General features: G+C 50.7%; 28 protein-coding genes and 1 pseudogene. All 29 read left to right on the top strand.

The features are described from left to right. Positions 1-3 precede the first annotated feature (3 nt). Positions 4-624 (top strand): MBL fold metallo-hydrolase, encoded by a 621-nt coding sequence (locus tag IAG03_RS01045; RefSeq protein WP_249317814.1) that lies wholly within the window; start codon positions 4-6, stop codon positions 622-624. After that, positions 618-2,141, top strand: a complete 1,524-nt coding sequence (gene hemZ, locus IAG03_RS01040; protein ID WP_249317813.1) for a coproporphyrinogen dehydrogenase HemZ — start codon at positions 618-620, stop codon at positions 2,139-2,141. Before IAG03_RS01045 ends, hemZ begins: the two co-directional genes overlap by 7 nt. After that, on the top strand, positions 2,083-3,036 hold the full coding sequence (locus IAG03_RS01035; protein WP_249317812.1) for a uridine kinase family protein: 954 nt from the start codon (positions 2,083-2,085) through the stop codon (positions 3,034-3,036). Before hemZ ends, IAG03_RS01035 begins: the two co-directional genes overlap by 59 nt. Positions 3,037-3,348: 312 nt before the next feature. Then, positions 3,349-3,723 (top strand): zinc ribbon domain-containing protein, encoded by a 375-nt coding sequence (locus tag IAG03_RS01030; RefSeq protein WP_249317811.1) that lies wholly within the window; start codon positions 3,349-3,351, stop codon positions 3,721-3,723. A gap of 153 nt (positions 3,724-3,876) precedes the next feature. Continuing rightward, positions 3,877-5,691, top strand: coding sequence for a putative polysaccharide biosynthesis protein (locus tag IAG03_RS01025; protein ID WP_249317809.1), 1,815 nt, complete (start codon positions 3,877-3,879; stop codon positions 5,689-5,691). Positions 5,692-5,728: 37 nt separating this feature from the next. After that, positions 5,729-6,559: a nucleoside triphosphate pyrophosphohydrolase gene (gene mazG, locus IAG03_RS01020; protein WP_249317808.1), complete on the top strand. Its 831-nt coding sequence runs from the start codon at positions 5,729-5,731 to the stop codon at positions 6,557-6,559. Between the two features lie 39 nt (positions 6,560-6,598). Further along, entirely contained in the window at positions 6,599-6,874 is a 276-nt protein-coding gene (locus IAG03_RS01015; RefSeq protein WP_249317807.1) for an HU family DNA-binding protein, read from the top strand. A 248-nt stretch (positions 6,875-7,122) separates the two neighbouring features. Continuing rightward, a complete protein-coding gene (locus IAG03_RS01010) occupies positions 7,123-7,371 on the top strand; it encodes an RNA-binding S4 domain-containing protein (RefSeq protein ID WP_249317805.1) in 249 nt (82 codons plus the stop codon). Between the two features lie 90 nt (positions 7,372-7,461). Next, positions 7,462-7,740, top strand: a complete 279-nt coding sequence (gene yabP / locus IAG03_RS01005) for a sporulation protein YabP (RefSeq protein WP_249317804.1) — start codon at positions 7,462-7,464, stop codon at positions 7,738-7,740. Between the two features lie 12 nt (positions 7,741-7,752). After that, positions 7,753-8,208 carry a spore cortex biosynthesis protein YabQ gene (yabQ, locus tag IAG03_RS01000; RefSeq protein WP_249317803.1) on the top strand — a complete coding sequence of 152 codons (456 nt, stop codon included), beginning with the start codon at positions 7,753-7,755 and terminating at the stop codon, positions 8,206-8,208. Positions 8,209-8,403: 195 nt separating this feature from the next. Further along, positions 8,404-8,697: an FtsB family cell division protein gene (locus IAG03_RS00995; RefSeq protein ID WP_249317802.1), complete on the top strand. Its 294-nt coding sequence runs from the start codon at positions 8,404-8,406 to the stop codon at positions 8,695-8,697. Between the two features lie 37 nt (positions 8,698-8,734). Continuing rightward, positions 8,735-9,187, top strand: coding sequence for a S1 RNA-binding domain-containing protein (locus IAG03_RS00990; protein ID WP_249317801.1), 453 nt, complete (start codon positions 8,735-8,737; stop codon positions 9,185-9,187). Positions 9,188-9,558: 371 nt separating this feature from the next. Continuing rightward, positions 9,559-10,092 carry a ribosome hibernation-promoting factor, HPF/YfiA family gene (hpf, locus tag IAG03_RS00985; RefSeq protein ID WP_249317800.1) on the top strand — a complete coding sequence of 178 codons (534 nt, stop codon included), beginning with the start codon at positions 9,559-9,561 and terminating at the stop codon, positions 10,090-10,092. Between the two features lie 203 nt (positions 10,093-10,295). Next, positions 10,296-11,426 carry a THUMP domain-containing class I SAM-dependent RNA methyltransferase gene (locus IAG03_RS00980; RefSeq protein ID WP_249317799.1) on the top strand — a complete coding sequence of 377 codons (1,131 nt, stop codon included), beginning with the start codon at positions 10,296-10,298 and terminating at the stop codon, positions 11,424-11,426. Between the two features lie 170 nt (positions 11,427-11,596). Continuing rightward, positions 11,597-11,881: a co-chaperone GroES gene (locus IAG03_RS00975; RefSeq protein ID WP_249317798.1), complete on the top strand. Its 285-nt coding sequence runs from the start codon at positions 11,597-11,599 to the stop codon at positions 11,879-11,881. Between the two features lie 78 nt (positions 11,882-11,959). Next, entirely contained in the window at positions 11,960-13,597 is a 1,638-nt protein-coding gene (gene groL / locus IAG03_RS00970) for a chaperonin GroEL (protein ID WP_249317797.1), read from the top strand. Positions 13,598-14,035: 438 nt separating this feature from the next. Continuing rightward, positions 14,036-15,943: a threonine--tRNA ligase gene (gene thrS, locus IAG03_RS00965; protein ID WP_249317796.1), complete on the top strand. Its 1,908-nt coding sequence runs from the start codon at positions 14,036-14,038 to the stop codon at positions 15,941-15,943. A gap of 245 nt (positions 15,944-16,188) precedes the next feature. Further along, a complete protein-coding gene (gene rny, locus IAG03_RS00960) occupies positions 16,189-17,742 on the top strand; it encodes a ribonuclease Y (RefSeq protein ID WP_249317795.1) in 1,554 nt (517 codons plus the stop codon). 56 nt (positions 17,743-17,798) lie between these two features. After that, on the top strand, positions 17,799-18,569 hold the full coding sequence (locus IAG03_RS00955; protein ID WP_249317794.1) for a TIGR00282 family metallophosphoesterase: 771 nt from the start codon (positions 17,799-17,801) through the stop codon (positions 18,567-18,569). A gap of 127 nt (positions 18,570-18,696) precedes the next feature. Further along, positions 18,697-20,361, top strand: a complete 1,665-nt coding sequence (locus tag IAG03_RS00950) for a DAK2 domain-containing protein (RefSeq protein WP_249317793.1) — start codon at positions 18,697-18,699, stop codon at positions 20,359-20,361. Positions 20,362-20,415: 54 nt separating this feature from the next. After that, positions 20,416-22,458: an ATP-dependent DNA helicase RecG gene (gene recG / locus IAG03_RS00945; protein WP_249317791.1), complete on the top strand. Its 2,043-nt coding sequence runs from the start codon at positions 20,416-20,418 to the stop codon at positions 22,456-22,458. 57 nt (positions 22,459-22,515) lie between these two features. Next, positions 22,516-23,355, top strand: coding sequence for a sugar phosphate isomerase/epimerase family protein (locus IAG03_RS00940; protein WP_249317789.1), 840 nt, complete (start codon positions 22,516-22,518; stop codon positions 23,353-23,355). 204 nt (positions 23,356-23,559) lie between these two features. Continuing rightward, on the top strand, positions 23,560-24,285 hold the full coding sequence (locus IAG03_RS00935; protein WP_249317788.1) for a hypothetical protein: 726 nt from the start codon (positions 23,560-23,562) through the stop codon (positions 24,283-24,285). Between the two features lie 7 nt (positions 24,286-24,292). Further along, complete coding sequence (locus tag IAG03_RS00930; protein ID WP_249317787.1) at positions 24,293-24,472, top strand: hypothetical protein; 180 nt, start codon at positions 24,293-24,295, stop codon at positions 24,470-24,472. A gap of 51 nt (positions 24,473-24,523) precedes the next feature. Further along, positions 24,524-24,925 (top strand): hypothetical protein, encoded by a 402-nt coding sequence (locus tag IAG03_RS00925; RefSeq protein WP_249317786.1) that lies wholly within the window; start codon positions 24,524-24,526, stop codon positions 24,923-24,925. Between the two features lie 68 nt (positions 24,926-24,993). Then, positions 24,994-25,260, top strand: a pseudogene (locus tag IAG03_RS00920) (hypothetical protein); the annotation flags it as partial. An 80-nt stretch (positions 25,261-25,340) separates the two neighbouring features. Then, positions 25,341-25,643: a hypothetical protein gene (locus IAG03_RS00915; protein WP_249317785.1), complete on the top strand. Its 303-nt coding sequence runs from the start codon at positions 25,341-25,343 to the stop codon at positions 25,641-25,643. Further along, positions 25,640-26,071 (top strand): IS3 family transposase, encoded by a 432-nt coding sequence (locus IAG03_RS00910; protein ID WP_249317784.1) that lies wholly within the window; start codon positions 25,640-25,642, stop codon positions 26,069-26,071. Before IAG03_RS00915 ends, IAG03_RS00910 begins: the two co-directional genes overlap by 4 nt. Then, positions 26,071-26,259: a DDE-type integrase/transposase/recombinase gene (locus tag IAG03_RS00905; RefSeq protein ID WP_249317783.1), complete on the top strand. Its 189-nt coding sequence runs from the start codon at positions 26,071-26,073 to the stop codon at positions 26,257-26,259. The genes IAG03_RS00910 and IAG03_RS00905 overlap by 1 nt, the downstream gene beginning before the upstream one ends. Positions 26,260-26,270: the final 11 nt, after the last annotated feature.

Raw genomic sequence — 26,270 nt, 5'->3', positions numbered from 1 at the left:
ACTATGGAAATTACCAGGTTTTGCGATCCTTTCATGGGAGAAAATTGCTATCTTGTGCGGGATCTCTGCGGAGCGGCCGCGGTGATCGATCCCGGATTTGAGGCGGCAGAAAAGGTGCTTCCCTACGCGGAAGAGATCCGGGCGATTCTTTTGACGCACGGGCACTTCGATCATATTGCGTCGGTCAAGGCAATTGCGGAGCAGACGCATGCGAAGATTTATCTGCACGAAGCGGATGGCGCATTTCCGCAGGAAAGCCGTCTGAATCTGTCCTCTTTGATGCCGGCCCTGCCCTGCCCGGCATTTTCAGCAGATGTTCTGTTCCGGGACGGGGAGCAGATTTGTGTGGGTGCATTGTCATTTTCTGTGCTGCATACGCCGGGGCACACGCCGGGCAGCAGCTGCTTTTTGACAGATGATGCGCTTTTTACAGGCGATACGGTGCTTTCCGGAAGCATCGGCAGAACGGATTTTCCGGGCGGAGATCGATATGCAATGCGGGAATCCTGCCGGAAACTGGCCGCGCTTTCCGGAGAATTCCGGGTTTATCCGGGACATGGAGAGGAAAGCGCATTTTCTTATGAGAAAAGAAATAATCTGTATTTGAGGGACGTTTCATGCTGACCCTTTGGATTGAAGGACACGATTTTCATTACGAAATGGAGAATTTATGCCGGTTGTTCTTTCCTTACGAACGAATTGCAACCGTCAAAACATTACCGGAGACGGAAGTGGACGGGATCTTTGTATATGCCGGGATTTCCCAGCAAGGAGAGGCGCGCAGCTTTTCCGCACGGATCCGGATGCCGGACGGCAGAGAACAGAAGGAGCAGACTTTCGGTACGCTTTCTGCCACGGAAAAAGAGCAGGAGCGAAAACTCGGCGTGGCGCTGTTTCGCGTTTTGCAGACTGTAACCGGAGAGACGCCTGCCTGGGGAATTTTGACAGGCATCCACCCGGTGAAGCTGTACCGGCAGCTTTGCGCAGAACGCGGAGAATCACAGGCGCAAAAATGGTTCCGGGAGAAGCTGCTGGTATCAGAGGAGAAAATCCGGATTGCACAGCGGACAATGGAAGGGGAGCTTCCTGTTCTGCAAGAGACCGATGCACGGTCTTTCAGCCTGTACATTTCGATTCCATTTTGTCCGACCCGGTGTTCCTATTGCTCTTTCGTTTCGCAGACGGTAGAACGCTCGGCGCGCCTGATCCCGGAATATGTAAAGCTGCTTTGTCAGGAAATTCTGCATACGGCGGAAATTGCGAATGCGCTTTCGCTGCGCCTGGAATCGGTCTATATCGGAGGCGGAACGCCGACAACGCTGGACGCTGAAGCGCTTGCCTCTCTGATTGATACTGTCCGGAATGCGTTTGACCTTTCTGCATGCCGGGAATTTACGGTGGAAGCAGGACGTCCGGATACCATTACGCTGGAAAAACTGCAGACGATTCGACAGCATGGCGCCGATCGGATCAGCATCAATCCACAAACGATGAATGAAACTGTGCTGCGGAATATCGGCCGGAAACACACCGTGCAGGCGGTAAGGGATGCCTACCGTCTCGCACGTGGAGTGGGATTTTTCTCCATCAACATGGATTTGATTGCCGGATTGCCGGGCGATACGCCGGAGAGTTTTGCGAAAACGCTGCAGGAAGTGATTTCGATGGCGCCGGAAAATATTACGGTTCATGCGCTGGCGCTCAAGCATGCGGCAAAGATGATGCAGGAGGAAGAGATCCGCTCGTTCCATCGGGATCGTGCGGCAGCAGAACGCATGATTCGCTGTGCGGATCAGATGCTCTCGGAGGCCGGCTACCGGCCGTATTATCTTTACCGGCAGAGCCGCACGGCGGGCAATCTTGAAAATACCGGATGGGCCAAGCCGGGGTTTGAAGGACATTATAATGTCTATACCATGGAGGAATGTCATACAATCCTTGCATGCGGCGCAGGTGCGGTGTCCAAAATCAAGGATCCGTATTCCGACCGTTTGGAACGGATTTTTAATTTCAAGTATTCTTACGAATATGTTTCCCGGCATGCGGAAATGATGGCCAGAAAGGATCGGGTGAAAACGCTTTATGAACAGTTTCGGCAACAGTTACCGGAAATACGTCAGCCATCTCGAGCAGATCAATGATGCGGCGCTGCATTTTCCGCAGAAAATGATTGATGAGCTGGAATTTGCGTTTGCAGAAGATCTCGCTGCGGCGGCTCATACCATTGCGGCCAATCGTAAGGAATGCCGGATCGTGATGCTTTCCGGGCCGAGCAGCAGCGGAAAAACCACGACGGCACACCGGCTGATTGGTGTTTTGGAAGAAATGGGCATCCATGCGGTTTCGATTTCTCTCGACGATTTTTATCGCGGAGAGGGACTCGCGCCGGTCCTGCCGGACGGCAGTTTTGATTATGAAGCGGTCGAGGCGCTGGATATTGAGCGGGTGGAAGATTGCCTGCGGTGTCTGATGGAAGAAAAACGATGTGAAATTCCACAGTTTGACTTTATGAAACATGAACCTGCACCGGAAACCCGGGAGATTGTCCTTGGCGATGACAGCGTTGCCGTAGTGGAGGGGATCCATTCGTTAAATCCAGTTTTTACCCGTTGCTTGCCGGAAAAACAGGTTATGAAAATCTATGTCAGCATCAAACAGGGCATCAAGGATGCCAACGGGACGGTCATTTCTCCGATGGATCTTCGGCTGATTCGCAGAATTGTGCGGGATTATGCGACACGAAATGCGTCGACCGAACAGACGCTCGGGATGTGGAGCACAGTGGTCAGCGGCGAAGATCGGTACATTCGGCCGTATCGCCACACAAGCGATATTACGATCAACTCTATTCACATGTATGAGCCGTGCGTGCTTCGCGGGGCGGCAATTCCCATTTTGCGTGCAATTTCCCCGGATAGCCGTTGGTTCCGGAAGGCCCGGGATCTGGAAGCGCGCCTGATGCGCTTTGAACCGATTCCGTCCTCGATGGTACCGGAAAATTCTCTGCTGCGGGAGTTCATCGGACAGGAGGCATGATTTTCGGGAGTTGGACATAAACTGAAGAGGAGGACGCCTGATCGGCAATGAATTTGCAAAAAATTCAAGAATCCTTCATAAAAGGGAAGAATGTCGTGTTGAAGTTTTGGGGATTTGATGCTATAATAACCTCAAAGTCACGCCCTGCTGGCGCACGGCGGACGGTATTTTGCTTTAAAAAAGGCGTCTTTCATGGGAACCCAGCGTGGCGGATATCCCCAATTTCTGGGTTCGGTGAAAGACTTTCTTTGAAAATCCAATCAACATAGACTGTGTGGTTTCCATGCAGAATTTAGGAAGGAGCAAATGAATATGGGAATTTTAGACGATGTTGTTGTGAATGCCAAATCTGCTGCAACTGCGGTTGGAAAAAAGGCAGGAGAACTTGTGGATCTCTCCAAGCTCCGGATTAACGCTGCAGATATCAGCGGAGAAATCAATAAGAAATATCAGGAGCTTGGCAGAATTCTCTATCAAGCCAAAAAAGAAGGCGCACAAGAGGAAGATGCGGTGAAAAGCTGCATTGCACTGATTGACGAGCTCTATGAACAGCTTGATGCGGTCAATGCCCAGATTTTGCTGATGCGGCACAAAAAAGTGTGCGGGAACTGCAAAAAGGAAAATTCAGAAGATGCAGCTTTCTGCAGTGCTTGTGGAGCGGCACTGGACGAAAAACCGGAAGAATGAGCAAAAAGAGGGGGAAACTTCCCCTCTTTTCATTTGTAGAGGAAAAGAGACAGATCTCGATTAGAATCCACAAAAATCGTTTGGTTTTTCTTTGTAACAGATTCGGATGCCTGCGCCGATTTGCAGAGCTTCGAAAAGAATGGATGTGTTTGAATGGCTAAGGCCAAGCATTTTGCGCCTCGCGGAAGCAAAAATCGGCAAGCGCAGTCGAAAAAGCAGAGCTTCCTGCACGGTGCGCTGATTCTGACGCTGAGCATTGTGATTGTCAAGTTGATCGGTATGCTCTTTAAGGTGCCGCTGACATGGATTATTACAGAAGAGGGCATGGGCTATTTCGGCACAGCGTATAATTTTTACAGCCCGATTTTCAGTTTGGCAACCGCGGGCTTCCCAATTGCAATCTCCAAAATGGTGTCCGAAAATTACACGAAGGGGAATTTTCGTGATATTCGGCAAATTCACCGCGCGTCGATCCCGATCTTTCTCGTAACGGGCGGCGTCGGATTCCTTGTGATGTTCTTTGGCGCCCGGATTTATGTGAATATCATCAACAATCCGCTTTCGCTCTATGCGATGTTGGCGCTTTCTCCGGCGATACTGTTCAGCTGTCTCTCTTCCATTTACCGCGGATATTATGAGGGCCTCCGAAATATGTATCCGACGGCAATCTCCGAAGTGTTTGAGGCGCTGGGCAAGCTTGCGCTCGGTCTGACTGCGGCGTATTTGATCCTGGAAACCGGACAGCGTGAATTTTCTGCTTCCGGTACCGTGTTCGGCATTGCCGTTTCAGCTGCGTCCGGCGGGACGCCGACCATAGAAGATGCCAAAGCGCTGATGTTCCCGTTTGCTGCTGCGGGCGCGATTTTTGGCGTTACCTTTGGCTCGTTTTTAAGCTTTTTCTATCTGTTTATTTACCACAAGGTGCGTGGAGACGGCCTGAGGCTTGCGCAAATTAAAGAATCGCCCAGACCGAAAACGGTAGGAAGAACGGCCAGGATCCTGATCAAAACGGCGGTTCCGATCGGAATCGGCGCGATTGCCATCAATATTGCAGGTCTGATTGATACGACCTTCCTGCAGACGCGGATTAAAAATATTGTGGACACTGCGCCTGGAGCCATGTATGCGATGTACGAAGGCCTGATTCCGCAGCGGAACCTGGAGGTTCCGGATACGATTCCGAATTTGCTCTACGGATGCTATACCAATGCACTGACGCTCTATATGCTGGTGCCGTCGATTACGCAGGCATTTGGAATCAGCGCGCTGCCAAGCATGACAGCAGCCTGGACGCGGGGAGAACCCGGGGAAATCAAGTCCAGCATGGAGGCGGTCATTCGGATTACCGCACTGTTCAGCATTCCGGCGGGTCTCGGAATGAGCGCGCTGGCATTTCCGATCTCTAAATTGATTTACGGAGATCGCGGCGCAGTGGAAATTACGGCGATGATTTTGATTATCATGGGAATCGCTGCGATTTTTGCGTCGCTTGGAACACCGCTCAACAGTATGCTGCAGGCGGTTGGCCGGGTCGATCTGCCGGTAAAGATTCTCTGTGTCGGTTTGCTGGTGAAAATGGTTGTGACATATGTGCTTTCCGGAATTCCGGAAATTAACGTCCTCGGTGCAGGCGTCGGAACCCTGGTGTGCTATGCGTTTGCAGCGGTGGCGGCGGTTGTTTGCCTGTGCAAAATTACACATATTGTTCCCAATATGGTCTCTGTCTTTTTAAAACCGCTCCTCGCGGCGGTGCTGTGTGCTGCGGCTGCGTGGGGATCGTATACGCTTGGCGTCCGGGTTTTGCCTGGGTATGAGAAATATTTGACGCTGGCGGCAATTCTGTTTGCATGCGTGGTTTATGTGATTGCCCTGGTGTTGTTCAAAGCGATTTCAAAAGACGATGTCTTAATGCTTCCGAAAGGACAAAAAATTGCAAAAGTACTTGAAAAACACCATTGGATAGGGTAATATATCTATACACGTCTTTGGAGAAGGAATGTCGGATATGGGGTTTGTTCGAAAAGAAAAATACGGGACAGAAGATCTGTTGGAAATTGTCCGAATCCTTCGTGCGCCGGGCGGATGTCCGTGGGATCGTGAACAGACGCACAAGAGCATTCGCGCGAATTTTATTGAAGAGACCTATGAGGCGCTGGAAGCTATCGATACGGAAAACAACACCCTGCTTTGCGAAGAACTTGGCGATGTGCTTTTACAGGTGCTTCTGCATGCACAGATGGAAGCAGAAGCCGGTGTATTCGACTTTTCAGACGTTGTGGACGGACTGGCGAAAAAACTGGTGCTGCGTCATCCGCATGTGTTCGGCGATGTAGAAGTATCGGGCACAGAGGATGTCCTCCGGAATTGGGATGCGATTAAAAAGGCGTCCAAGTCTCAAAAAACGCAGACAGAAGTTCTGCACAGCGTTTCTCCTGCGCTTCCGGCACTTATGCGCAGTGAAAAGGTGCAGAAAAAGGCTGCGAAATCCGGATACGACTTCCAAAACGTCGAAGCGGCGCTTGAAAAAGTCTCGGAAGAACTTTCGGAGGTGCGCGGGGCAGCGAAAAGTGAAACCCAGGAGCGCTGCAAAGAAGAGATCGGAGATCTGCTTTTCTCGGTCGTCAACGTGGCCCGTCATTTGCGGGTGGATCCGGAAGAAGCGCTGTTTGCTTCCTGCGAAAAATTTATTGATCGGTTTGATCGTGCAGAGCAGAAGGCGATCCTTTCCGGAAAAAAGCTGGAAGGGCTTTCCGAAGAAGAACTGGACAAGCTTTGGGAGGCAGCAAAAGCGGAAACTGCGCAGAAAGAAAAGGAAGTTCCCGGCAATGGTCGGTGAATCATAAACAATGAAAAAAGGAAGATGGAGGAACTCAAAATGAATAAGACCGAATTGATTGCAATGGTTGCACAGAAAACGGCTGTTTCGAAGAAAGAAGCTGACAGCGTTGTGAATGCTGTTTTTGATTCTATTATGGAAAGTCTGGCAAAGGATGAAAAGGTTCAGATCGTTGGATTTGGCACGTTCGAGGTTCGTCACCGCAGCGAGCGTCAGGGGCGCGATCCCAGAACCAATGAGCCGATGACCATTGCAGCGTCGAATTCTCCGGCATTTAAGGCTGGTAAGGCGTTCAAAGACGCGGTAAGCAAATAAGCAGGCAAGATTTTTAAAAGGCGGCGACGGTGGGTAATTTCCCCGTTGCCCCTTTTTTGTATCAGGACGATCGGCTGACGCATTTATTTTCTGTTTGTGCTTGTGCAGACGCATATTTGCGGAAGTTTCCTTCCGGTTTGGGCGATGCGATCTCTCAAATTGCAGAAACTGGATTGCGGACGGGAAGGCACGGTAGGGACGAAATGCGGCTTGCCGATGACACAATAGCATATAGAAAGGAAAATAGAATGCGACTGGATAAATATTTAAAGGTCTCCCGGATGATTAAGCGCCGGACGGTAGCGAATGATGCGTGCGGCGCCGGAAAGGTGATGGTAAACGGAAAACCGGCCAAACCATCTTATGATGTCAAAGTGGGCGATGTGCTCGAATTGCAGTTCGGCAGCCGGACGCTGAAAGCGGAGGTTCTTTCTTTAAGTGAGCATGTCCGGAAAGAAGAGGCCGCAGACATGTATCGGATTTTATCCGAAAACTAACATATGCACGCTCCGGACCTGCATACAATGGCAGTAGACGTATGGAAGTATTCCGTGCTGCAATTGAATCAGGTTTGGGAGGCAGGAACAATGGCGGAAGAGAAAAAGGCGGTAAGAGTTCCGCATACGCTGATTTTGGAGAACCGGCAGGCGCTTACGGCGACAGGCGTTTCCAATGTGGATAGCTTTGACGATCAGGTCGTTGTGGCGTATACCGATTATGGCGAGCTGGTAATCCGGGGAAAGGATCTGAAAATCAATAAACTGAGCGTGGAAAGCGGGGAACTGACCCTGGCAGGGGAGATTGTCTCCATGGCCTATTCGGAACCGCAGCCCACGGGCTCGGTCTTTTCAAGAATTTTCAGGTAGGAGGATCCTCGGTTGGAGACGGTTTATTCGGATCCTGCGGCGGGATTTCTGCTGGCCTGTGTGGCGGGAGTTCTGCTTGCGCTTTTTTATGATGTGTTTCGGATTTCCCGGGCGCTCTTGCACCCGCGCCGCCGATCTGTGTTTTTGCAGGATCTCCTATTCTTTTCGGTTTCAGCAGTGGTGACTTTTTTGGTTTCGCTTGCAACAAACAGCGGAATCCTTCGGTTTTATCTGCTGGCCGGCGAAGGACTCGGCATGTGTGCGTACTTTTTGACACTGGGGGAAATTACCATTCGTCTTGCCCGTCTGCTACTGCGTATTTTGCGTGCGGTGGATACCTTTTGGAAACGGCGAATTTTCAGTCCCGTTTGCCAGTTTTTTACAAGAATCTTTAAGCAGGTCGGCCAAAAAATACAAAAATCAAGAGAATGTGCGCAAAAATCACATTCTTCGCAAAAAAAGCCTTGAAAAGTGTAGAGCGGTTATTGTATAATCATCATGTCAATACCTCAAAAAGTCTTAAAAAAAGCGGGAGGAACGTGGTATTCTGGGTACAAACGGCTGCGGCACAAAGCGCAATTCGGACGCTGTTTTGCAAAGAGACGGCTTGAATGGCGGTTGCTGCAGAAGAATCGTTTGGCGAAAGGAAGGTGCTCCTGAACGATGGAAGAAGTCAAAAAAAGAAAATTGAAGCGGAGTGCATTGCTGCGAATCTCACTGATTGCCTTTTTGATTTATGTGGTGGCAACCTTGATCGGTCTACAGATCCAAATCAATCAGAAACAGACGGAACTGGAAAATTTGCAACAGCAAATTATGATCAAGGAAATTACCAATCAGACATCCGGTGCGGATTTGGAATCCGGAGACGACGATTATATCGAACAGATCGCACGGGAAAAACTGGATTACGCGAAGCCCGGAGAGCGGATTTTTATCAATATTTCCGGCAAATAGTACGCAAATGGGAATTTAAGGAGGAAAACAGGACTCTATGCAGTTTGAAGTTGGGGCAATCGTCGAAGGAAAAGTGACTGGTATTACAAAATTTGGCGCGTTTGTAGAGCTGCCCGGAAACAAAACGGGAATGGTTCATATTTCGGAAATTGCGCCGGTATTCGTGAAGGAAATTCGGGATCATGTGAAAGAAGGCCAGATGGTCAAGGTCAAGGTGCTTTCAATCAGCGAAGACGGAAAAATCAGCCTTTCGATTAAGAAGGCAATGGATCCGCCGCCGAGAAGAGAGTTCCGTCCTGCACCGCGTCAGCCGCGCCCGGAACGTCCGGGAAATTATGAGTGGCAGAAGCGCACGGTGGAAGGCGGCAGCTTTGAGGATATGATGTCCCGGTTTAAACAGGCCAGCGACGAAAAAATGTCGGATCTCAAACGGTGCATGGATTCCAAGCGCGGCGGCTCCGGACGGCACGGCGGATCCGGACGCGGATGAAAAATCGATAAAAGTGCAGCAGGAACCTTTCTGTAAGGGTTCCTGTTTTTTTGTCAGAATGGGTTGTTTTATCGGCCGGGCATCCCGCTCGTGAATACAATTTCAGCTAAAATAAAAGCCATTCCAATTTTGCAGTGAAAAACGGCCGAACGCAAAAACGCGGTCGAACGGGCAGGTGAACAGCGCAGAAGCGGGCTCTGCACATGCAATCAATGCCAATGTTTATGAATAGTTAAAGAAAATTTCATGGAATCTATTGGATCTTTTGGATGCATGTGATATAATACAGACAAGGAAAGTGATTCAGCACAGAAAAAGAAGGGATTCGGAAACGCTTTTTCTGTGCGACTTTGAAAGCAGGAGATGATTGCATGAACGTGAAAATTATCGGCAGAAAAGTGACCCTTCGCGACAACTTTAAGACCCTTGTTTCAAAAAAACTTTCCCGTTTTGAGAGGATCTTTGACGAAGATGCAGATGCCACCGTCACGGTTACGCTGGAGCGAAATCGTCAGACGGTTGAGGTTACCATTCAGCAGCGCGGAATGATTTACCGTGCGGAGGCGACCGACTTTGAAATGAACGATGCCCTTGACCAGGTTATGCAGGCGCTGGGCAGACAGATTCGAAAAAACAAATCGCGTCTGGACAAACAGATCCATTCTGCGGCATTGGATGATTATATTGCGCAGGAGTCCCTTGCGCCGGAGGAGGATGAGACGTTCGAGGTTGTCCGTACCAAACATTTTGCAGTCAAACCGATGAGCGTTGAAGAAGCCATCCTGCAGATGAATCTGCTTGGTCACCAGTTCTTTATGTTCCGGAATACAGAAAACGAGGAAATTAACGTCGTGTACCGGAGAAAAGATGGCAACTACGGCCTTCTAGAGCCGGACGAAGCCTAAACTTAAGGTGCTGCGTCAGATGTTTTGACAAGCCAAAAATCACGGGCTCTATTGGATAGATGTCCCGCAGAATTGTAAAAATCCAGCAAGCCGCCGGTCACGGGAACAATGTGACCGGCGGCTCTTTTTGAATGCCGCTTTCTTTTCTCCTTGCGGTGTGGTATACTGGGACAGCGGATAAGCATGGAAATGAGGAAAAATCGATGGAAAATGGTTGTGAAAAAATCCGGATGGTCAGCACCTGTCTGCTTGGAATGGAAGGCCCGGTTGCTGCGGAACTGAAATCTTTTGAGGCGGAAGAAGTTTCCGCGCAGGACGGCCGTGTGTTCTTTACGGGCGGGCCGGAGATGCTGGCAAGAGCCAATCTCTGCTCACGGTTTGGAGAGCGGATTCTGATCGTGATGGACCAATTCCCTGCCCGGACATTTGATGAGCTGTTTGAAGGCGTCAAAGCGCTTCCGTGGGAACGCTGGATCGGAAAGCAGGACGCGTTTCCGGTCAAAGGGCATAGCCTGCACTCGAAGCTTGCGAGTGTTCCGGATTGCCAATCCATTATTAAAAAAGCGGTTGTCGATCGGCTGCGCGGAAAATACGGGATCTCGTGGTTTGAGGAGACCGGCGCGCGGTACCCGATCCACTTCTTGCTGATGAAAGATACGGCAACCCTGATGCTGGATGCATCCGGAATCGGCCTGCACAAGCGCGGCTACCGTGCAAACGCCACGGAGGCGCCGATCAAAGAGACGCTTGCAGCCGGAATGGCCTATCTTGCCCGTGTTCGGACAGATGGGACGGTATTTGATCCGTTTTGCGGTTCCGGGACGATCCTGATCGAAGCTGCCATGTATGCGCTCAATATTGCACCGGGACTGCGGCGCCGGTTCCTGGCGGAAAAATGGAATGGCATTTCGCAGGAGGTGTGGCGGCAGGAGCGGGACCGTGCCTGCGATCAAATCCGCCGCGATGTATCGTTCCGCGCCTATGGGTACGATTTGGATCCGGAGGCGGTTGCTTTGACGCAGGAGAATGCCAAAAAGGCGGGCGTCAGTGCGCGAATTACCGTAGAGCAGCGCGCGATAGACGCGTTTTCCTCGGACAGCCCATACGGCTGCGTGATCTGCAATCCGCCTTATGGAGAGCGGCTTTTAGATATTCGGCAGGCCCAGGAGATTTACCGGACCATGGGAAAGGTGTTTGTCAAAAAGCGTGGGTGGAGCTACACGGTGATCAGTCCGGACCATGAATTTGAGTCCTGTTTTGGCAGACCTGCGGACCGGCGCCGAAAACTGTATAACGGCATGCTTTCCTGCCAACTTTATATGTATTTCCGGTAAGCTGTGCGGACAGTTTCTCTTCCGGAAATGTAAAAAAATTGTGAAATCCAAAAAATTTCAGAAATTCCTCTTGATTTTTCCAGTATGAGAGGGTAAAATAGCTTTAGCACTCAAGAGAAACGAGTGCTAAACTGAATGTGCAATTAATTTTTTAAGGAGGACGTTTTATTATGACCATTAAACCACTTGCAGACAGAATCCTGATTAAAATGGAAGAAGCAGAAGAGACCACGAAGAGCGGCATTGTGCTTGCTGGTTCTGCAAAAGAAAAGCCCCAGATTGCACAGGTCATCGCAGTTGGCCCGGGCGGTGTTGTGGATGGCAAAGAGGTTGAGATGTACATCAAAACCGGCGATCGCGTGATCACAAGCAAATACTCCGGCACCGAGATCAAACTCGACGGCGAAGAATACACCATCGTGCGTCAGTCTGATGTTTTGGCAGTTGTAGAATAATTCTAAACGAAAAACGGCCGTATTCCGAAAAAGAGCGGGAGCGGCGATAGAACCATAGAATTAGGAGGAACGATCGATATGGCAAAACAAATTATTTATGGCGAGGATGCAAGAAAAGCATTGCTTAACGGCATCAATCAGCTTTCTGATACCGTGAAAATTACACTTGGACCGAAGGGCCGCAATGTTGTGCTGGATAAGAAATTCGGCGCGCCGCTGATCCTCAACGATGGTGTGACCATTGCGAAGGAAATCGAACTCGAAGATCCGTTCGAGAACATGGGCGCACAGCTGGTTAAGGAAGTTTCCATCAAGACGAATGACGTTGCTGGTGATGGTACGACGACAGCTACCTTGCTTGCGCAGGCTCTGATCCGCGAAGGCATGAAGAACGTAACCGCTGGTGCAAACCCGATGATCCTCCGGAAAGGCGTTCAGGGTGCTGTGGATACAGCTGTGAAGGCTGTTACAGAGCATTCCAAGAAGGTCAGCGGTTCCGAGGATATCGCGCGTGTTGCGACAGTTTCTTCTTCAAACGCCACGATCGGCAAGCTGATTGCGGAAGCAATGGAAAAAGTAACGTCTGACGGTGTTATCACTGTAGAAGAGTCCAAAACCGCGGAAACGTATTCCGAAGTTGTGGAAGGTATGATGTTTGACCGCGGCTATATCACGCCGTATATGGTCACAGATACCGATAAGATGGTCGCAGAGATTGACGACGCTTATATTCTGATTACCGATAAAAAGATTTCCAACATTCAGGAAATCCTTCCGCTGCTGGAGAAAATTGTCCAGGCCGGCAAAAAGCTTCTCATCATCGCGGAAGATGTAGAAGGCGAAGCGCTGACGACCCTGATCCTCAACAAATTGCGCGGCACCTTTACCTGTGTTGCCGTAAAGGCTCCGGGCTTCGGCGACAGAAGAAAAGAAATGCTCCGTGATATCGCGGTCCTCACCGGCGGCGAAGTGATTTCCGACGAACTCGGCCTGGATCTGAAGGAAACCGATATTTCTCAACTCGGCCGTGCACGTCAGGTAAAAGTTGACAAGGAAAACACCATCATTGTCGATGGCGCTGGTGCGTCCGACGAGATCAAGGCGCGTGTCCATCAGATCCGCAGCCAGATCGAGACAACGACTTCTGACTTTGACCGTGAGAAGCTTCAGGAGCGTCTTGCAAAGCTCTCCGGCGGCGTTGCAGTCATCAAAGTCGGCGCGGCAACCGAAGTGGAAATGAAGGAAAAGAAACTCCGCATTGAGGATGCGCTCGCGGCAACGAAGGCTGCTGTTGAAGAGGGTATCGTCGCAGGCGGCGGTACGGCTCTGGTCGATGCAATTCCGGCTGTCCAGGCTTATGTGGACGGAATTGAGAACGAAGACGAGAAGGTCGGCGCAAAGATCGTCCTGAAGGTTCTGGAAGAGCCGGTTCGCCAGATCGCGGCAAACGCTGGTCTGGAAGGCTCCGTGATCGTCGAGACGCTCAAGAGCAAAGCAACGGTTGGCTATGGCTTCAATGCGCTGGATGAAGTTTATGGCGACATGATTTCCATGGGCATCGTAGACCCGACAAAGGTTACGCGTTCTGCACTCCAGAATGCTGCGTCCGTTGCGACGATGGTTCTTACGACAGAATCTCTGGTCGCTGACAAGAAGGAACCCGCTCCGGCAGCACCGGCAATGCCTGCTGACGGCGGCATGGGCGGCATGTATTAATTTTAATCCACTGTATGCATTGGAAAGCGGGACTGCTGCTGCGGTCTCGCTTTTCTTTGGAAAAACAGGCTTGCTGGCTGCGGGAAATCCCTTGACAGCAAGTGTGTGGTAGTGCTATGATAAGGACAAGATCAAAGATAAAATGCTTGCTGTGATGGGGAATCCGGATTTGTTTTGCAGCAGAGAGCAGACGCCTGGGCTGAAAGCGTCTGCGGCAGAAGAAGATCCACACGGATACCGCCCCGGAGCTCTGTGCCGAACGCTTACTTATAGGATAGGCCAAAGGTGCAGCGGATTGGCACCGTTATCGGCCGTTGAGGGTATACAAACGTTGTATGCTGAACTTGGGTGGAACCGCGGGAATCATTGCCCGCCCCTGGAATTTTCAGGGGCGGGCTTTTTTGAGTTTGAAAGAAAGTTGAAAGGAGCAGACACAATATGATAAAGGTCAATCTGAAAGGAAGCATCAAGGAGTACGAAGCCGGAACGACGATTGCAGAAATTGCGCAGTCGATCGGCGCGGGCCTGTACAAAGCCGCTTGTGTTGGAAAAATCAATGGGGAGCTTGCAGATCTGCGTACGCCGGTCACGGAGGACTGTGAAGTAGAAATCCTGACATTTGATTCGGATGACGGAAAAAAGGCGTACTGGCATACCTGTTCGCACATTATGGCACAGGCGGTGAAGCATCTGTTTCCGGAAACGGTTTTCGGAATCGGACCGGCGATTGAAAACGGATTTTTCTACGATTTTGACTTGCCGCGTTCGATAACACCGGAAGATCTCGAGAAAATCGAAGCAGAAATGAAAAAAATTATCAAGCAGAATCTGCCGCTTGAGCGGTTTGAGCTTTCCCCGGAAGAGGCAAAGGCTCTGATGGAGAAGGACGGACAGAAGTACAAAGTTGAACTGATTGAGGAACATTCCGGCAAAGGCGAGAAGATCTCTCTCTATCGCCAGGGCGATTTCACCGATCTTTGCGCCGGACCGCACCTGATGTCCACTGGATCTGTAAAGGCGGTAAAGCTTACTAACTGTACAGGAGCGTATTGGCGCGCAGATGCCAAAAATAAGATGCTGCAGCGTATTTACGGAATTGCATTCCCGAAGGCATCTGAATTGGACGAATATCTCGTTCGACTCGAAGAAGCCAAAAAGCGGGATCACCGCCGGCTTGGAAAAGAACTTGACCTGTTTGCAATTATGGACGAAGGCCCGGGATTCCCGTTCTTCTTCCCCAAAGGAATGATTCTGCGCAACCAGCTTTTGGATTTCTGGCGTGGCGTCCACCGCAAGTGGAACTATGAAGAGATCAGCACGCCGATTATCCTCAACGAGGAGCTCTGGCACCGCAGCGGGCACTGGGATCACTACAAAGAAAATATGTATTTCACGAAAATTGACGGCGAAGATTATGCGATCAAGCCGATGAACTGCCCGGGCGGCATGCTGGCTTATAAGCGGAAGCTTTGGTCCTATCGGGATCTGCCGTTGCGCGTTGCAGAGCTGGGTCTGGTACACCGGCATGAACTTTCCGGTGCGCTGCATGGTCTGATGCGGGTTCGTTGCTTTACGCAGGATGATGCGCATATCTTTATGACAGAAGATCAGATTGAAAGCGAAGTTGCGGGTGTCATCAAGCTGATCGACAGCGTTTATAAAGTTTTCGGCTTCAAATATCATGTGGAACTCTCCACGTGTCCGGAGGATTTTATCGGTTCCGAAGAAATGCGCGTCATGTCTGAAAACATCTTGAAAAAAGTGCTGACCGACCAGGGAATGGATTTTGTCATCAATCCTGGCGACGGTGCGTTCTACGGCCCGAAGATTGACTTCCACCTGGAGGATTCGATCGGAAGAACCTGGCAGTGCGGAACGATCCAGCTCGACTATCAGATGCCGGAACGCTTCGATTTGACCTATACCGGCGCTGACGGACAGAAACACCGTCCGGTGATGATTCACCGCGTTGTATTCGGAAGCATCGAGCGCTTTATCGGCATCCTGACCGAGCACTATGCCGGGGCATTCCCGCTCTGGCTGGCGCCTGTGCAGGTGAAAATTCTGCCGATTAGCGAAAAACAGCATGCGTACGCAAAACAGGTCTACGATCGCCTGACAGAGGCAGGAATTCGTGCGGAAATTGACCTGGATAACGAAAAAATCGGATACAAAATCCGTTCTGCACAGATGCAGAAAATTCCATACATGGCAGTTGTCGGCGCCAAAGAAGCGGAAAGCGAAACCATTTCTGTGCGCAGCCGCAAGGAAGGAGACCTCGGTGCGGTTTCCTATCCGGATTTCCTCAAAAAATTGGAAGAAGAAGTCGCGGAAAAACGCGCTTAAAACCTATTTTTCAGGCCTCCCTTTGCAAAGGCAAACGGGAGGCCTGTCTGCTTTGTTGCAAAAATGTTGCAAATCAAGTCGGAATGTTTTTGGAACTTTATTTCCATTTTTCTTGACAGTTCGATAGCAGAAGTATACAATTATTAATGTACAGGAACTTTGTATACGCGGGGTTGATGCACCCGTTTGCAAATTAAAAAAGAACTTTATAAAAAAACTTTAGAAAACAAGGAGGAAATGAATCGGTGCCCATTGGACTAAGCATTTTAATTGCGGTTCTCGCAGCGGTTGTTTGCGGGGGGCTTGCATTCCTGGCAGGGATAGATCACCGGAAACGGAAGGCGGAATCGTTGCTCGGCTCCGCAGAACAGGAAGCCAAACGAATTGTAAGTGATGCGATTAAAACCTCAGAAGCAAAGAAAAAGGAAACGGTACTCGAGGGCAAGGACGAAATCCATCGGATGCGCAACGAGATGGAGCGGGAACTCAATGACCGCAGAAAAGAAGTCCAGCGGCAAGAACGCCGGGTACAGCAGAAAGAGGAAACACTCGACAAAAAACTGGATAGCCTGGAAAATAAAGAGCAGGTTGTGGCCAATAAAAACCGCCAGGCCGATGAACGCTTGAAAGAAGCTGAATCGGTGAAAAAAAGCCAGTTTGACATGTTGGAGCGAATTTCCGGCTTTACGATTGAACAGGCAAAAGAGTATCTTTTGAAGAATCTGGAAGATGAATTGGTGCATGAAAAAGCGGTTAAGATCATGGAAATTGATCAGCGCTTGCATGAAGAGGCCGAGAAAAATGCGCGGGAGATCATTTCGATGGCTATCCAGCGCTGTGCGGCGGATCATGTGGCGGAGGCTGCGATTTCCGTTGTGCCGCTTCCGAATGACGAGATGAAAGGACGGATTATCGGCCGGGAAGGCCGGAATATCCGTGCAATTGAAACCCTTACCGGCGTGGATTTGATCATCGACGATACGCCGGAAGCGATTACCCTGTCAAGTTTCGAGCCTGTACGCAGGGAAGTCGCGAGAATCGCATTGGAGCGTCTGATTACAGACGGGCGGATTCATCCGGCCCGGATTGAAGAGACCGTAGAAAAGGCGCGCCGTGAAGTAGACGCAACCATTAAGCAGGAAGGCGAGCGGGTTGTAATCGAAGCCGGCATCAACGGCATCCACCCAGAGCTTGTCAAGCTACTGGGCCGTCTGCGCTATCGTACCAGCTACGGACAAAACGTACTCAAGCATTCCTTGGAAGTGGCCCATCTTTCGGGAATTATGGCGGCAGAACTGGGACTGGATCAGGTCAGCGCCCGCCGTGCGGGATTGCTTCATGATATCGGCAAAGCGCTTGACCACGAGATGGAAGGCTCCCATGTCGATATCGGCGTCGAAATGGCAAGAAAATATAAGGAACATGAAAATATTATTCATGCCATTCAGGCTCACCATGGCGATGTAGAGCCAAAGACGTTCATTGCCTGTATTGTACAGGCTGCAGATGCGATTTCTGCGGCACGTCCGGGTGCACGCCGTGAAAATATTGAGAACTACATTAAACGTCTGGAAAAACTGGAAGAAGTTGCTTCCTCTTTCAACGGCGTTGACCGTTCCTTTGCGATCCAGGCAGGACGCGAGGTGCGGATTATGGTAAAACCGGAAGTGATCAGCGATGATCAGATGGTTTTGCTTGCACGGGATATCTGTAAGAAGATCGAAAGCGATCTGGAATATCCGGGTCAGATTAAGGTCAATATGATTCGGGAAAGCCGTGCAATCGAATATGCAAAATAAGAATCTGCGGGTCTGCGGACCCGCAGATTTTATATGTGTCTGAATGGGGGAGCATCATGAAAATACTTTGTGTCGGAGACGTCGTCGGGAGTATCGGCTGTCGGTTCCTCCGCTCACGCTTGCCGCGTCTTAAAAGAGAAAAAGCCATCGATGCGGTCGTTGTAAATGGAGAAAATTCGGCTGACGGAAATGGAATTACGCCGGATTCCGCTGAGGATTTGTTTGCAAGCGGGGCAGATGTTATCACAACCGGAAACCATGTGTTTCGGCGGAAAGAGATTTATTCCATGTTGGAAGAACATGCGTTTCTTTTGCGGCCGGCCAATTTTCCTGCCAGTGCACCGGGACGCGGTGTCTGTATATTGGATCGCGGAAAATATCAAATTGGTGTGATCAACCTGATGGGCACAGCATTTATGGAGAATCTCCGCTCGCCGTTTGAGACAATGGATCAGCTTCTTCGGGAGACGGAGCTGCCCAAAACGGTCATTTTGGATTTCCATGCAGAAGCAACCGGCGAAAAACGGGCGCTTGCCTTTTATCTGGATGGAAAATTATCTGCTGTTTTCGGCACCCATACCCATGTGCCGACTGCCGACGAGACGATCCTGCCGAATGGAACCGGTTATCTGACAGATGTCGGAATGACGGGCCCGATTCTTTCGGTTCTCGGTGTAAAACCGGAGCAGGTGATCGAGAAATACCTTTCCCATATGCCGGTGCGTTTTTCGGTGCCGGAGGGAGATTGCCGGATGGATGCGGTTTTATTTGAGATCGATGAAAAAACCGGCAAAACCCGTTCTGTGGAGCGGCTGAATCTTTTTTAAAATTTGGATCCGATCCTGCGCAAGAAAGCAGTTGAATTGGAAGAATAATTATGCTATAATTTTTAAATAGGCGTGGTGCGCCGATAGGGTCGTACCCGTAAATCTCTGCTTAAAAGGAGTGCTAAGCATGATCGATGGAGCTGTATTAAAGAACGCCATCATCTCGGGCGCCAATCATATTTTGAAAAACCGGACTGCGGTTGACGAACTGAATATTTTCCCGGTGCCGGACGGTGATACGGGAACCAATATGTCGATGACCATGAGCGCTGCCGCGCAGGAACTCGGAATGTTGGATAGCGTCAATGCAGCGGACGTCGCGAAAACAGCTGCATCGGCGATGCTGCGCGGGGCACGCGGCAATTCCGGCGTGATCCTTTCTCTGCTTTTTAAAGGATTTGCAAAAGGCTTGGAGGGAAAGGCTGCGGCGACCGGGGCGGACTTTGTTGATGCGCTGGCTATCGGTGTAGAGGCTGCATACAAAGCAGTGATGAAGCCGACGGAAGGAACCATCCTGACTGTGGCGCGTGTTGCGTGTGAAAAAGGCCGGATTGCGCTGGAGGAAGACGCGGATCCGCTGTTTGTTTGGGCCGCCATTTGCCGCGGCGCAGAGGCTGCACTTGAGGAAACGCCGAAGCTCTTGCCGGTACTGAAAAAAGCAGGTGTTGTCGACGCCGGCGGAAAAGGGCTGTGCCTGATTTTTGAAGGCATGCGCAGCGTGATGCAGGACGGCGTTATGATTGAAAAAGAGGACGCGGAAGCTGCACCGGCTGGCGGAGATGATTTCTTCCGCAATGCAGCGGCGGAATTTGATCAGGAAATCAATTTTACGTACTGCACCGAATGCATCATTGGCCGTGAACCGGAAAAATGCGAGGATTCAATGGAATTGCGCGCATATCTCGAGACGATCGGCGACTGTGTTGTGGTTGCAGACGACGACGATATCATTAAGGTTCACGTGCATACGGAAAATCCTGGAAACGCACTGCAAAAGGCATTGGAATTTGGACAGCTTTTGACGGTAAAAATTGAGAATATGAAAGAGCAGCACCGCAAGGCAGCGCTTGCAAATGAGCAGGCAAAGGCCAAGGCTGCCGAAGAAGCCCTCGCACCGGCGGATCCGACGGAAGATTATGGGTTCGTTGCAGTAGCGGCCGGCGAAGGTCTGCACACCTTGTTTACCGATCTTGGCTGCGCGCAGGTCGTCAGTGGCGGCCAGACAATGAATCCCAGCACGAACGATATTTTGGCTGCTGTGATGGCAACACCGGCAAAGACGGTTTATGTGTTCCCGAACAATAAAAATATTATTTTGGCTGCAGAACAAACCGTTCCGCTGGTGACTGACCGCGAAGTGGTTGTCGTGCCGACGAGAACCATTGCGCAGGGCATGTCTGCACTATTGGCGTTTGACCCGGAAGTGCCTGTGGAGCGCAATGTGGAGGATATGATGGAAGCTGCCAGCGCGGTTGAAACCGGGCAGGTCACGTTTGCGGCGCGGGATTCGGAGTTCGGCGGCCATAAGATCCACCAGAACGACATTCTCGGCATGCGCAACGGGAAATTGACCATGGTGGAAAAGGATCCTGTCCACACGGTGTACCGCCTGACAAAGTCAATGGTCAGCAAAGATACATCCTTTGTGACGATTATTTACGGTGAGGATGTTACCGAGCAGGAAGCGCAGGAAGCTTATGATCGGATTCGCTCCAAGGTGAGTGAAAACGTCGAGGTGACACTCATTAACGGCGGACAGCCGGTTTACTATTTCATCGTATCGGTTGAATAATTCGGAAGGAGTATTGATCCTGCCCCCGGCGGGCGGTGATCCGTCGGAAGGCAAATGTCATCTCTGTTTGAAAAAGAGATCCAGGAATTAAAAGGCGTCGGCGAGAAGCGCGCGAAGCTGTTTCAAAAGCTTGGTGTGCCGACCGTCGGCGCCTTGCTGCGTTTTTATCCGAGAAATTATGAGGACTGGAGTTGTCCGCTGCCGATTGACCGGGCACCGCTTCAGGAGGTTTGCACGGTTCGCGGAACGGTAGTTTCCCGGGTTTCAGAAACGCGTATCCGACAGGGAATGGTCATTTACCGGACTATTGTGACGGACGGTGTCCGCGATTTGACGGTTACCTTTTTTAACAATCCCTATGTAAAAAATCTGCTTCTGGAGGGCAACGACTATCTGTTCCATGGAAAGATCACAGGGACGCTTTTGCGCCGGGAAATGACGGTGCCGGAATTTGACCCTGCGGAAGCCTGCCTGCCGATTATTCCGATCTATCCGCAAACCGAGGGGCTTTCTTCGCGTCTGATTGGGAAAGCCGTACAAAACGCATTTTTGCTGCTGCCGGAAGTGCTGCGGGATCCGATTCCGGAAGAAATCCGCATCCGGTACGCACTGTGCCAGTTGCGCTTTGCCCTGCAGAAAATCCACTTTCCTGCAACGATGGAAGAGGTTACAGAAGCGCGACGCAGGCTCGTATTTGAAGAACTCTTGGTGCTGCAGCTGGGGCTATTGATGCTGCGTGAGCGCAATCGTGCAGAAAATCGGCTGCGGATTCCACCGTGTGCGGAGGCGTTTTTTGCGCTTCTTCCATTTGCGCCAACCGGCGCGCAGCGTCGGGCAGTTTTAGAGGCGATGGCAGATATGAATGGAACGTTTCCGATGAGCCGTCTGCTGCAGGGCGATGTGGGAAGCGGAAAAACTGCGGTGGCAGCGGCGCTTTGTTACGCGGTGGCGCGCGCCGGAATGCAGAGCGCACTGATGGCGCCGACCGAAATTTTAGCGCAGCAGCATTTCCGGTCCCTTTCTTCTCTTTTGGAACCAGCCGGAATCCGGGTAGAGCTGCTGACCGGTTCTGTAAAAGGAAAGGCACGTACGAAACTTTTCGAGGCGCTTCGTACCGGGGAGATTTCCCTGTTGATCGGAACCCATGCACTGCTCGGCGAAGAGGTCGTATTCCGGCAGTTGGCGCTTGTCATTACGGACGAACAGCACCGGTTTGGTGTAGCGCAGCGTGCAGCGCTTTCCGCAAAGGGTCAGGAACCGCATCTGCTCGTGATGAGTGCGACGCCGATTCCGCGTACGCTGGCGCTGATGATTTACGGCGATTTGGCAGTCTCCGTTTTGGATGAGTTGCCGCCAGGCCGGCAGAAAGTCGACACGTATGCGATTACCAGCGAAAAACGGCTGCGCGCGTTTCGGTATCTGCGAAAGCATATTGATACCGGGCGGCAATGCTATATCATTTGTCCTTTGGTGGAAGAAGGAAACGGAGAACTCGCAAGTGCGCAGGCGTATTGTGAATCGCTAAAGCAACAGCCGATTTTTACGGGGTGCCGAATTGGGCTATTGCACGGAAAAATGAAACCCAAAGAAAAGGACGCTGTGATGTCGGCGTTTTCGGCAGGGGAACTGGATATTCTGGTTTCCACAACGGTTGTGGAGGTCGGCGTCGATGTGCCGAATGCGGTGATCATGATGATTGAAAATGCGGAGCGTTACGGCCTTTCACAGCTGCACCAGCTGCGCGGACGGGTCGGACGCGGCGTGCATAAATCCACCTGTATTTTGGTTTCGGACGCGCAAAACGAGGAAGCGCTTGCCCGTCTGCGCATTATGTGCCAGACGAATGACGGCTTCCGAATTGCAGACGAAGATTTACGGCTGCGCGGACCGGGTGACTTTTTCGGAAACCGCCAGCACGGACTGCCGCAGCTGCAAATTGCGGATTTGCATGCGGATATGGAGGTCCTGCAGCAGGCACAGGCGGTTGCAAAGGCGCTCTTACAGCAGGACCCTGCCCTTTGTCAGGAAGAACACCGCGGACTGCGCGGAGAAGTACGGCTGCTGTTTGGAAAGGTCGGGGAATTCGGCCTGAATTAGTCAAAAAAAGCCGGGAAAAAGACACGGCTTTCCGATAGAAAAGGAGCGGATGATCATATGAGAGTAGGCGTTCGAGCACAAGACCTTCGGGGAAGGCTGCCGGCGGAGGAGCTGGCTGCCTGTGTTTCTCAAAACGGATTTAACAGCGTTCAGCTGACGTTGGATGATGCATTAAAAGGCTTTGTATACCGTCCGGGCATTCTGAACACCGGACTTGCCTATCATGTTGCGCAGGCGTTTCGGCAGGAGCGGGTACAAACTGCGGTTTTCAGCTGTTATATCAACCCAGTTCACCCGGATCCCGAGCAGCGGCAATTTCAAATTGCGAAATTTAAAGAATTCGTACGGTTTGCGCGGGACTTTGATTGCGCAATTGTCGCGACAGAAACCGGTTCGATTTGCCCGGATGGCGCCTACGATCCGTGGAACCATAGCGAAGAAGCGTTTCAGTGCCTGCTGGAAAGCCTGCGGGAGATGGTTGCGGAAGCCGAGAAATTTGGGGTTACCGTTTGTGTAGAAGGGGTAGACCGGTTGGTGATTCACGATGTGCAGAGCTTTCGGCAGATGCTCAATGCGCTGCCGTCCGACAATTTACAGATCCTGTTTGACTCGGTCAATTTGCTCAATGCCCAAAATTATACAAGCGCCGCTGCAGTGATCGAGGAGGCGCTTTCCAGTTTTGGGGAGCGGATCGCAGTTTTTCACATGAAAGATTTTGTTGTGGAAAACGGCACGCTTCGGCGTGTTCCGATTGGGGAAGGCGTTATGGACTTCCTGCCGCTTCTGCGATATATAAAAGAAAATAAGCCGTATGTGAACGTGATCGTGGAGGAGTATTGGCCGGAGGGCGCCGTGAAGAGCCTGCAATATTTAAAAGACACCTACGCAAAGCTGTAACCCGAAAGATACAGTCAGAACATCATAGCGATGGAATCTGTGTTTTGCTAGAAAGACAAAAGCGTTTTGAAATGCCGATGCCGGTTTTCGCCTGTGAACGCATGGGCTTATCGGCGTGTAAGCGGAGCCGTTCAGATCCTGTGAGAGGATAATGCGAGGAACAATTTTATTGTACGCTGCCTGTTTACTGCGCAATTTCCGGATGTGAGCCTGAAAATCAGGAATTATGTCTCTTCTGTTTATGGCATGGAGATCATCCAGTGTTGTGTTCCGAATTGGAAAGTGGAAATCTATGAAGAAAAAATGCCGGCTGGAATTCTGCGGGATTCCTGGAAAGCGCTTCCGCATACAGCGGAATTTGCTCCAGGCGATGCAGTGTGGCCGCTTTGTGCCAACTGCAGCAACATCATCGAGGAATGCCATCCGGACGTTGCGGTGCATTCCTTGTGGGAGCTGATTGATGCAGATAAAAATTTTCCCTACCCGGATGCTTCAGGCCTGCAGGTGACGATACAGGACTGTTGGAGGTCGAGAGAACGCAAAGAAGTTCAGGATGCAGTGCGAAGTTTGCTTCAAAAAATGCATATTTCGTATATAGAAGCGAAAAAGCATTATCAGGAAACTGATTTTTGCGGCGTTTCCTTATATAAACCACAAGTAGCAAGAAATCCTGCGCTTGCGCCAAAGCATGATAAAGAGGGGGCGGCAGGGTTATTTTTACCGCATACGGAAGAAGAGCAAAAGCAGATCATGACGTCGTATTGTAAGCAGTATCAGACAGATACCTTGAAACGAGGCGAGGCGGTTTTTGTTCCAGGCGGAAACTCAGGTGGCAAATTGAGAGGCACAATATGTTTTATTGAGCATCACATGAGTTTTTCAGTTCCACAGGCCGTGGAGGAAACTCCTGAAATCATTGGAAGGGCGTGATTGATGAATGGATTGGGACTCCTATTATGAGAAATTCTATGACTGGGCAACCAGCACGCAGATTAAAAGGATGTCCTCATTGACCTCGTTTGGTGCATCTGCCGAAGTCGCTGAGGTTGCGCAGGAGTATATGGACGAAAAGGCAGCGTCACGACTTATAAAAAAAGCGGTTGCCTATGGTGTCTAGTTCTCGCCAGATGAAATCTATGACCTTTCCGGCTGCTGCGATATATCAGCCATGAATGACCTACTGAAATCTGCAAAATGCACCTTTACACGGGAACAGTTGGAAGACCTTTGGGGTGCCGCAGACGATGAAGTTCTTGAGCTTGTAGCAAGGCGAAACCATGTGACTGTGTTTGCAGATGACGCAATTGAAGAGACTTCCACAGTAAATGAAACCGATTTCGACGAGCCGGAGCAGAAAGAGCCAAAGCTTGGGTTCTTTTCAAAACTTGGCTTGGCACTTGCGGTTGGAAGTCTTTTGGACAAGAAAAGCCAGTCTCACCACGGACGCTGTACTGGTGACTGCGCAAATTGCCCTCCGCATTACGGGTACCGCTATGGAAGATGGTATTATGGTCATGACCACACGCACGGTTGCGAGTTTGGCGGAAACAAAGGTGGAGGTGGATTGTAATTTTCTCATGAAGCACAGGTCGAGAAACGAACGCACCATTCTTCTTTTGAACATGACAGGAGGCAAACATGGATAACCCCTCTTCTAAGCTGAATGGCGTCGAATATGCCGGAGAGCAGATTGCCTACAAAGACAGCACCTATGAGCTTGTGTCAAAGGTAGCATATTTGATCGGCGTCCCGCTCTGTATTTTTTCAAAATGAACACGAGCCGCCGAAGATAGAGAGATACAACCGGCTTGAACAGGATAAAAATGCCCGTATCATTCGTAATCTCTGTATCATCCGACCGCCATTGAACGCAATTATCGGAAAATAAATGACATCATGCGGATGGTGGACTGTACCCAAGAAAACGGACAGTGAAAAAAAGCACCTCCTGTTGTAGAATAGAAACTACAACAGGAGGTGCTGTCATGTCGAGAGGATATACGAAAGTAGAGGCGCTCAGTGAAAAAGTGTTCCGTCGAAAGGCCGCAGGAGAAACGAACCGAGAGATCGGTGCCCATTTCGGACTGCGCAAGGCACAAGTCAAAGGACTTGTCAATCGCCAAAACCGCAAACAGCGACTGATTGCCAACGGCTATGTTCCGCAGCCGAAGGGGCGGCCGCGCAAAGGTTCGATCAGCGAAGAACAAAAGCGAAATAGCGAACTGATTGAGCTGCGGATGCAGGTGGAGCTGCTGCGAAATTTTCTGTCTGAAGCTGGGAGGAGGTGAAGCTGAAATACCGTGTGATCGAGCGCTTTTGCGGGAAATATCCGTTCGGCTCCATGTACCGCCTGTTTGAAGTCTCCCGCAGCGGCTGCTATGCCTGGCGAAAACGGCAAGGTAAGCCCGAAAAAGATCAGTGGCTTGTCGATCTGATCATCGACTGCCAACAGCGCAGCAAACAGACCTGCGGCTGCCGCCGTGTTCGCCGCTGCCTGGAACGACAGCATGGCAGAAAAGTCAGCATCAAAGCCATTTTGCGCATAATGCGCAAGCTCGATCTGCTCTCACAGGCGCACGCCGCCGCAAACCGTATCAGAACTATCAGCAGGCCGTTCACAAATATCCGAATCTGCTGCAGCGTGCATTTTCCCAACCATTCCCCAATCGTTTTTGGGCAACCGATATCACCCATATTCCTACAGCTAAGGGAATAGTGTATCTGTGTGCCGTACTGGATCTGTGCGGAAAAATGGTGCTGGCGTACCGGATCGGCGGCGATATGACCGCTTCGCTGGTGACGGATACCATTCGGGATGCCTGTAAAAAAGAGAAGGCCGCTGATGGACGAATCCTCCACAGCGACCAAGATTTCAATATACAGACCAAGCATACTTTGACCTAAGCCAAGAATCC

The organism is Yeguia hominis, from assembly GCF_014384705.1.
Taxonomy (GTDB): domain Bacteria; phylum Bacillota; class Clostridia; order Oscillospirales; family Acutalibacteraceae; genus Yeguia; species Yeguia hominis.
This window is presented reverse-complemented; position numbering and strand designations above follow the sequence as displayed.

Bases quoted from the DNA above. Each gene is read 5' to 3' on its own strand.
- IAG03_RS01025 (WP_249317809.1), top strand. From the start codon at position 3,877: ATGGCTAAGGCCAAGCATTTTGCGCCTCGCGGAAGCAAAAATCGGCAA.
- IAG03_RS00975 (WP_249317798.1), top strand. From the start codon at position 11,597: ATGACCATTAAACCACTTGCAGACAGAATCCTGATTAAAATGGAAGAA.
- hemZ (WP_249317813.1), top strand. From the start codon at position 618: ATGCTGACCCTTTGGATTGAAGGACACGATTTTCATTACGAAATGGAG.
- IAG03_RS01015 (WP_249317807.1), top strand. From the start codon at position 6,599: ATGAATAAGACCGAATTGATTGCAATGGTTGCACAGAAAACGGCTGTT.
- IAG03_RS01045 (WP_249317814.1), top strand. From the start codon at position 4: ATGGAAATTACCAGGTTTTGCGATCCTTTCATGGGAGAAAATTGCTAT.
- IAG03_RS01035 (WP_249317812.1), top strand. From the start codon at position 2,083: ATGAACAGTTTCGGCAACAGTTACCGGAAATACGTCAGCCATCTCGAG.
- IAG03_RS00950 (WP_249317793.1), top strand. From the start codon at position 18,697: ATGATCGATGGAGCTGTATTAAAGAACGCCATCATCTCGGGCGCCAAT.
- groL (WP_249317797.1), top strand. From the start codon at position 11,960: ATGGCAAAACAAATTATTTATGGCGAGGATGCAAGAAAAGCATTGCTT.
- IAG03_RS00940 (WP_249317789.1), top strand. From the start codon at position 22,516: ATGAGAGTAGGCGTTCGAGCACAAGACCTTCGGGGAAGGCTGCCGGCG.
- IAG03_RS00990 (WP_249317801.1), top strand. From the start codon at position 8,735: ATGCAGTTTGAAGTTGGGGCAATCGTCGAAGGAAAAGTGACTGGTATT.
- IAG03_RS00925 (WP_249317786.1), top strand. From the start codon at position 24,524: ATGAATGACCTACTGAAATCTGCAAAATGCACCTTTACACGGGAACAG.
- thrS (WP_249317796.1), top strand. From the start codon at position 14,036: ATGATAAAGGTCAATCTGAAAGGAAGCATCAAGGAGTACGAAGCCGGA.
- mazG (WP_249317808.1), top strand. From the start codon at position 5,729: ATGGGGTTTGTTCGAAAAGAAAAATACGGGACAGAAGATCTGTTGGAA.
- hpf (WP_249317800.1), top strand. From the start codon at position 9,559: ATGAACGTGAAAATTATCGGCAGAAAAGTGACCCTTCGCGACAACTTT.
- IAG03_RS00930 (WP_249317787.1), top strand. From the start codon at position 24,293: ATGGATTGGGACTCCTATTATGAGAAATTCTATGACTGGGCAACCAGC.
- yabP (WP_249317804.1), top strand. From the start codon at position 7,462: ATGGCGGAAGAGAAAAAGGCGGTAAGAGTTCCGCATACGCTGATTTTG.
- IAG03_RS00995 (WP_249317802.1), top strand. From the start codon at position 8,404: ATGGAAGAAGTCAAAAAAAGAAAATTGAAGCGGAGTGCATTGCTGCGA.
- IAG03_RS00980 (WP_249317799.1), top strand. From the start codon at position 10,296: ATGGAAAATGGTTGTGAAAAAATCCGGATGGTCAGCACCTGTCTGCTT.
- IAG03_RS01010 (WP_249317805.1), top strand. From the start codon at position 7,123: ATGCGACTGGATAAATATTTAAAGGTCTCCCGGATGATTAAGCGCCGG.
- IAG03_RS01030 (WP_249317811.1), top strand. From the start codon at position 3,349: ATGGGAATTTTAGACGATGTTGTTGTGAATGCCAAATCTGCTGCAACT.
- IAG03_RS00955 (WP_249317794.1), top strand. From the start codon at position 17,799: ATGAAAATACTTTGTGTCGGAGACGTCGTCGGGAGTATCGGCTGTCGG.
- IAG03_RS00915 (WP_249317785.1), top strand. From the start codon at position 25,341: ATGTCGAGAGGATATACGAAAGTAGAGGCGCTCAGTGAAAAAGTGTTC.
- recG (WP_249317791.1), top strand. From the start codon at position 20,416: ATGTCATCTCTGTTTGAAAAAGAGATCCAGGAATTAAAAGGCGTCGGC.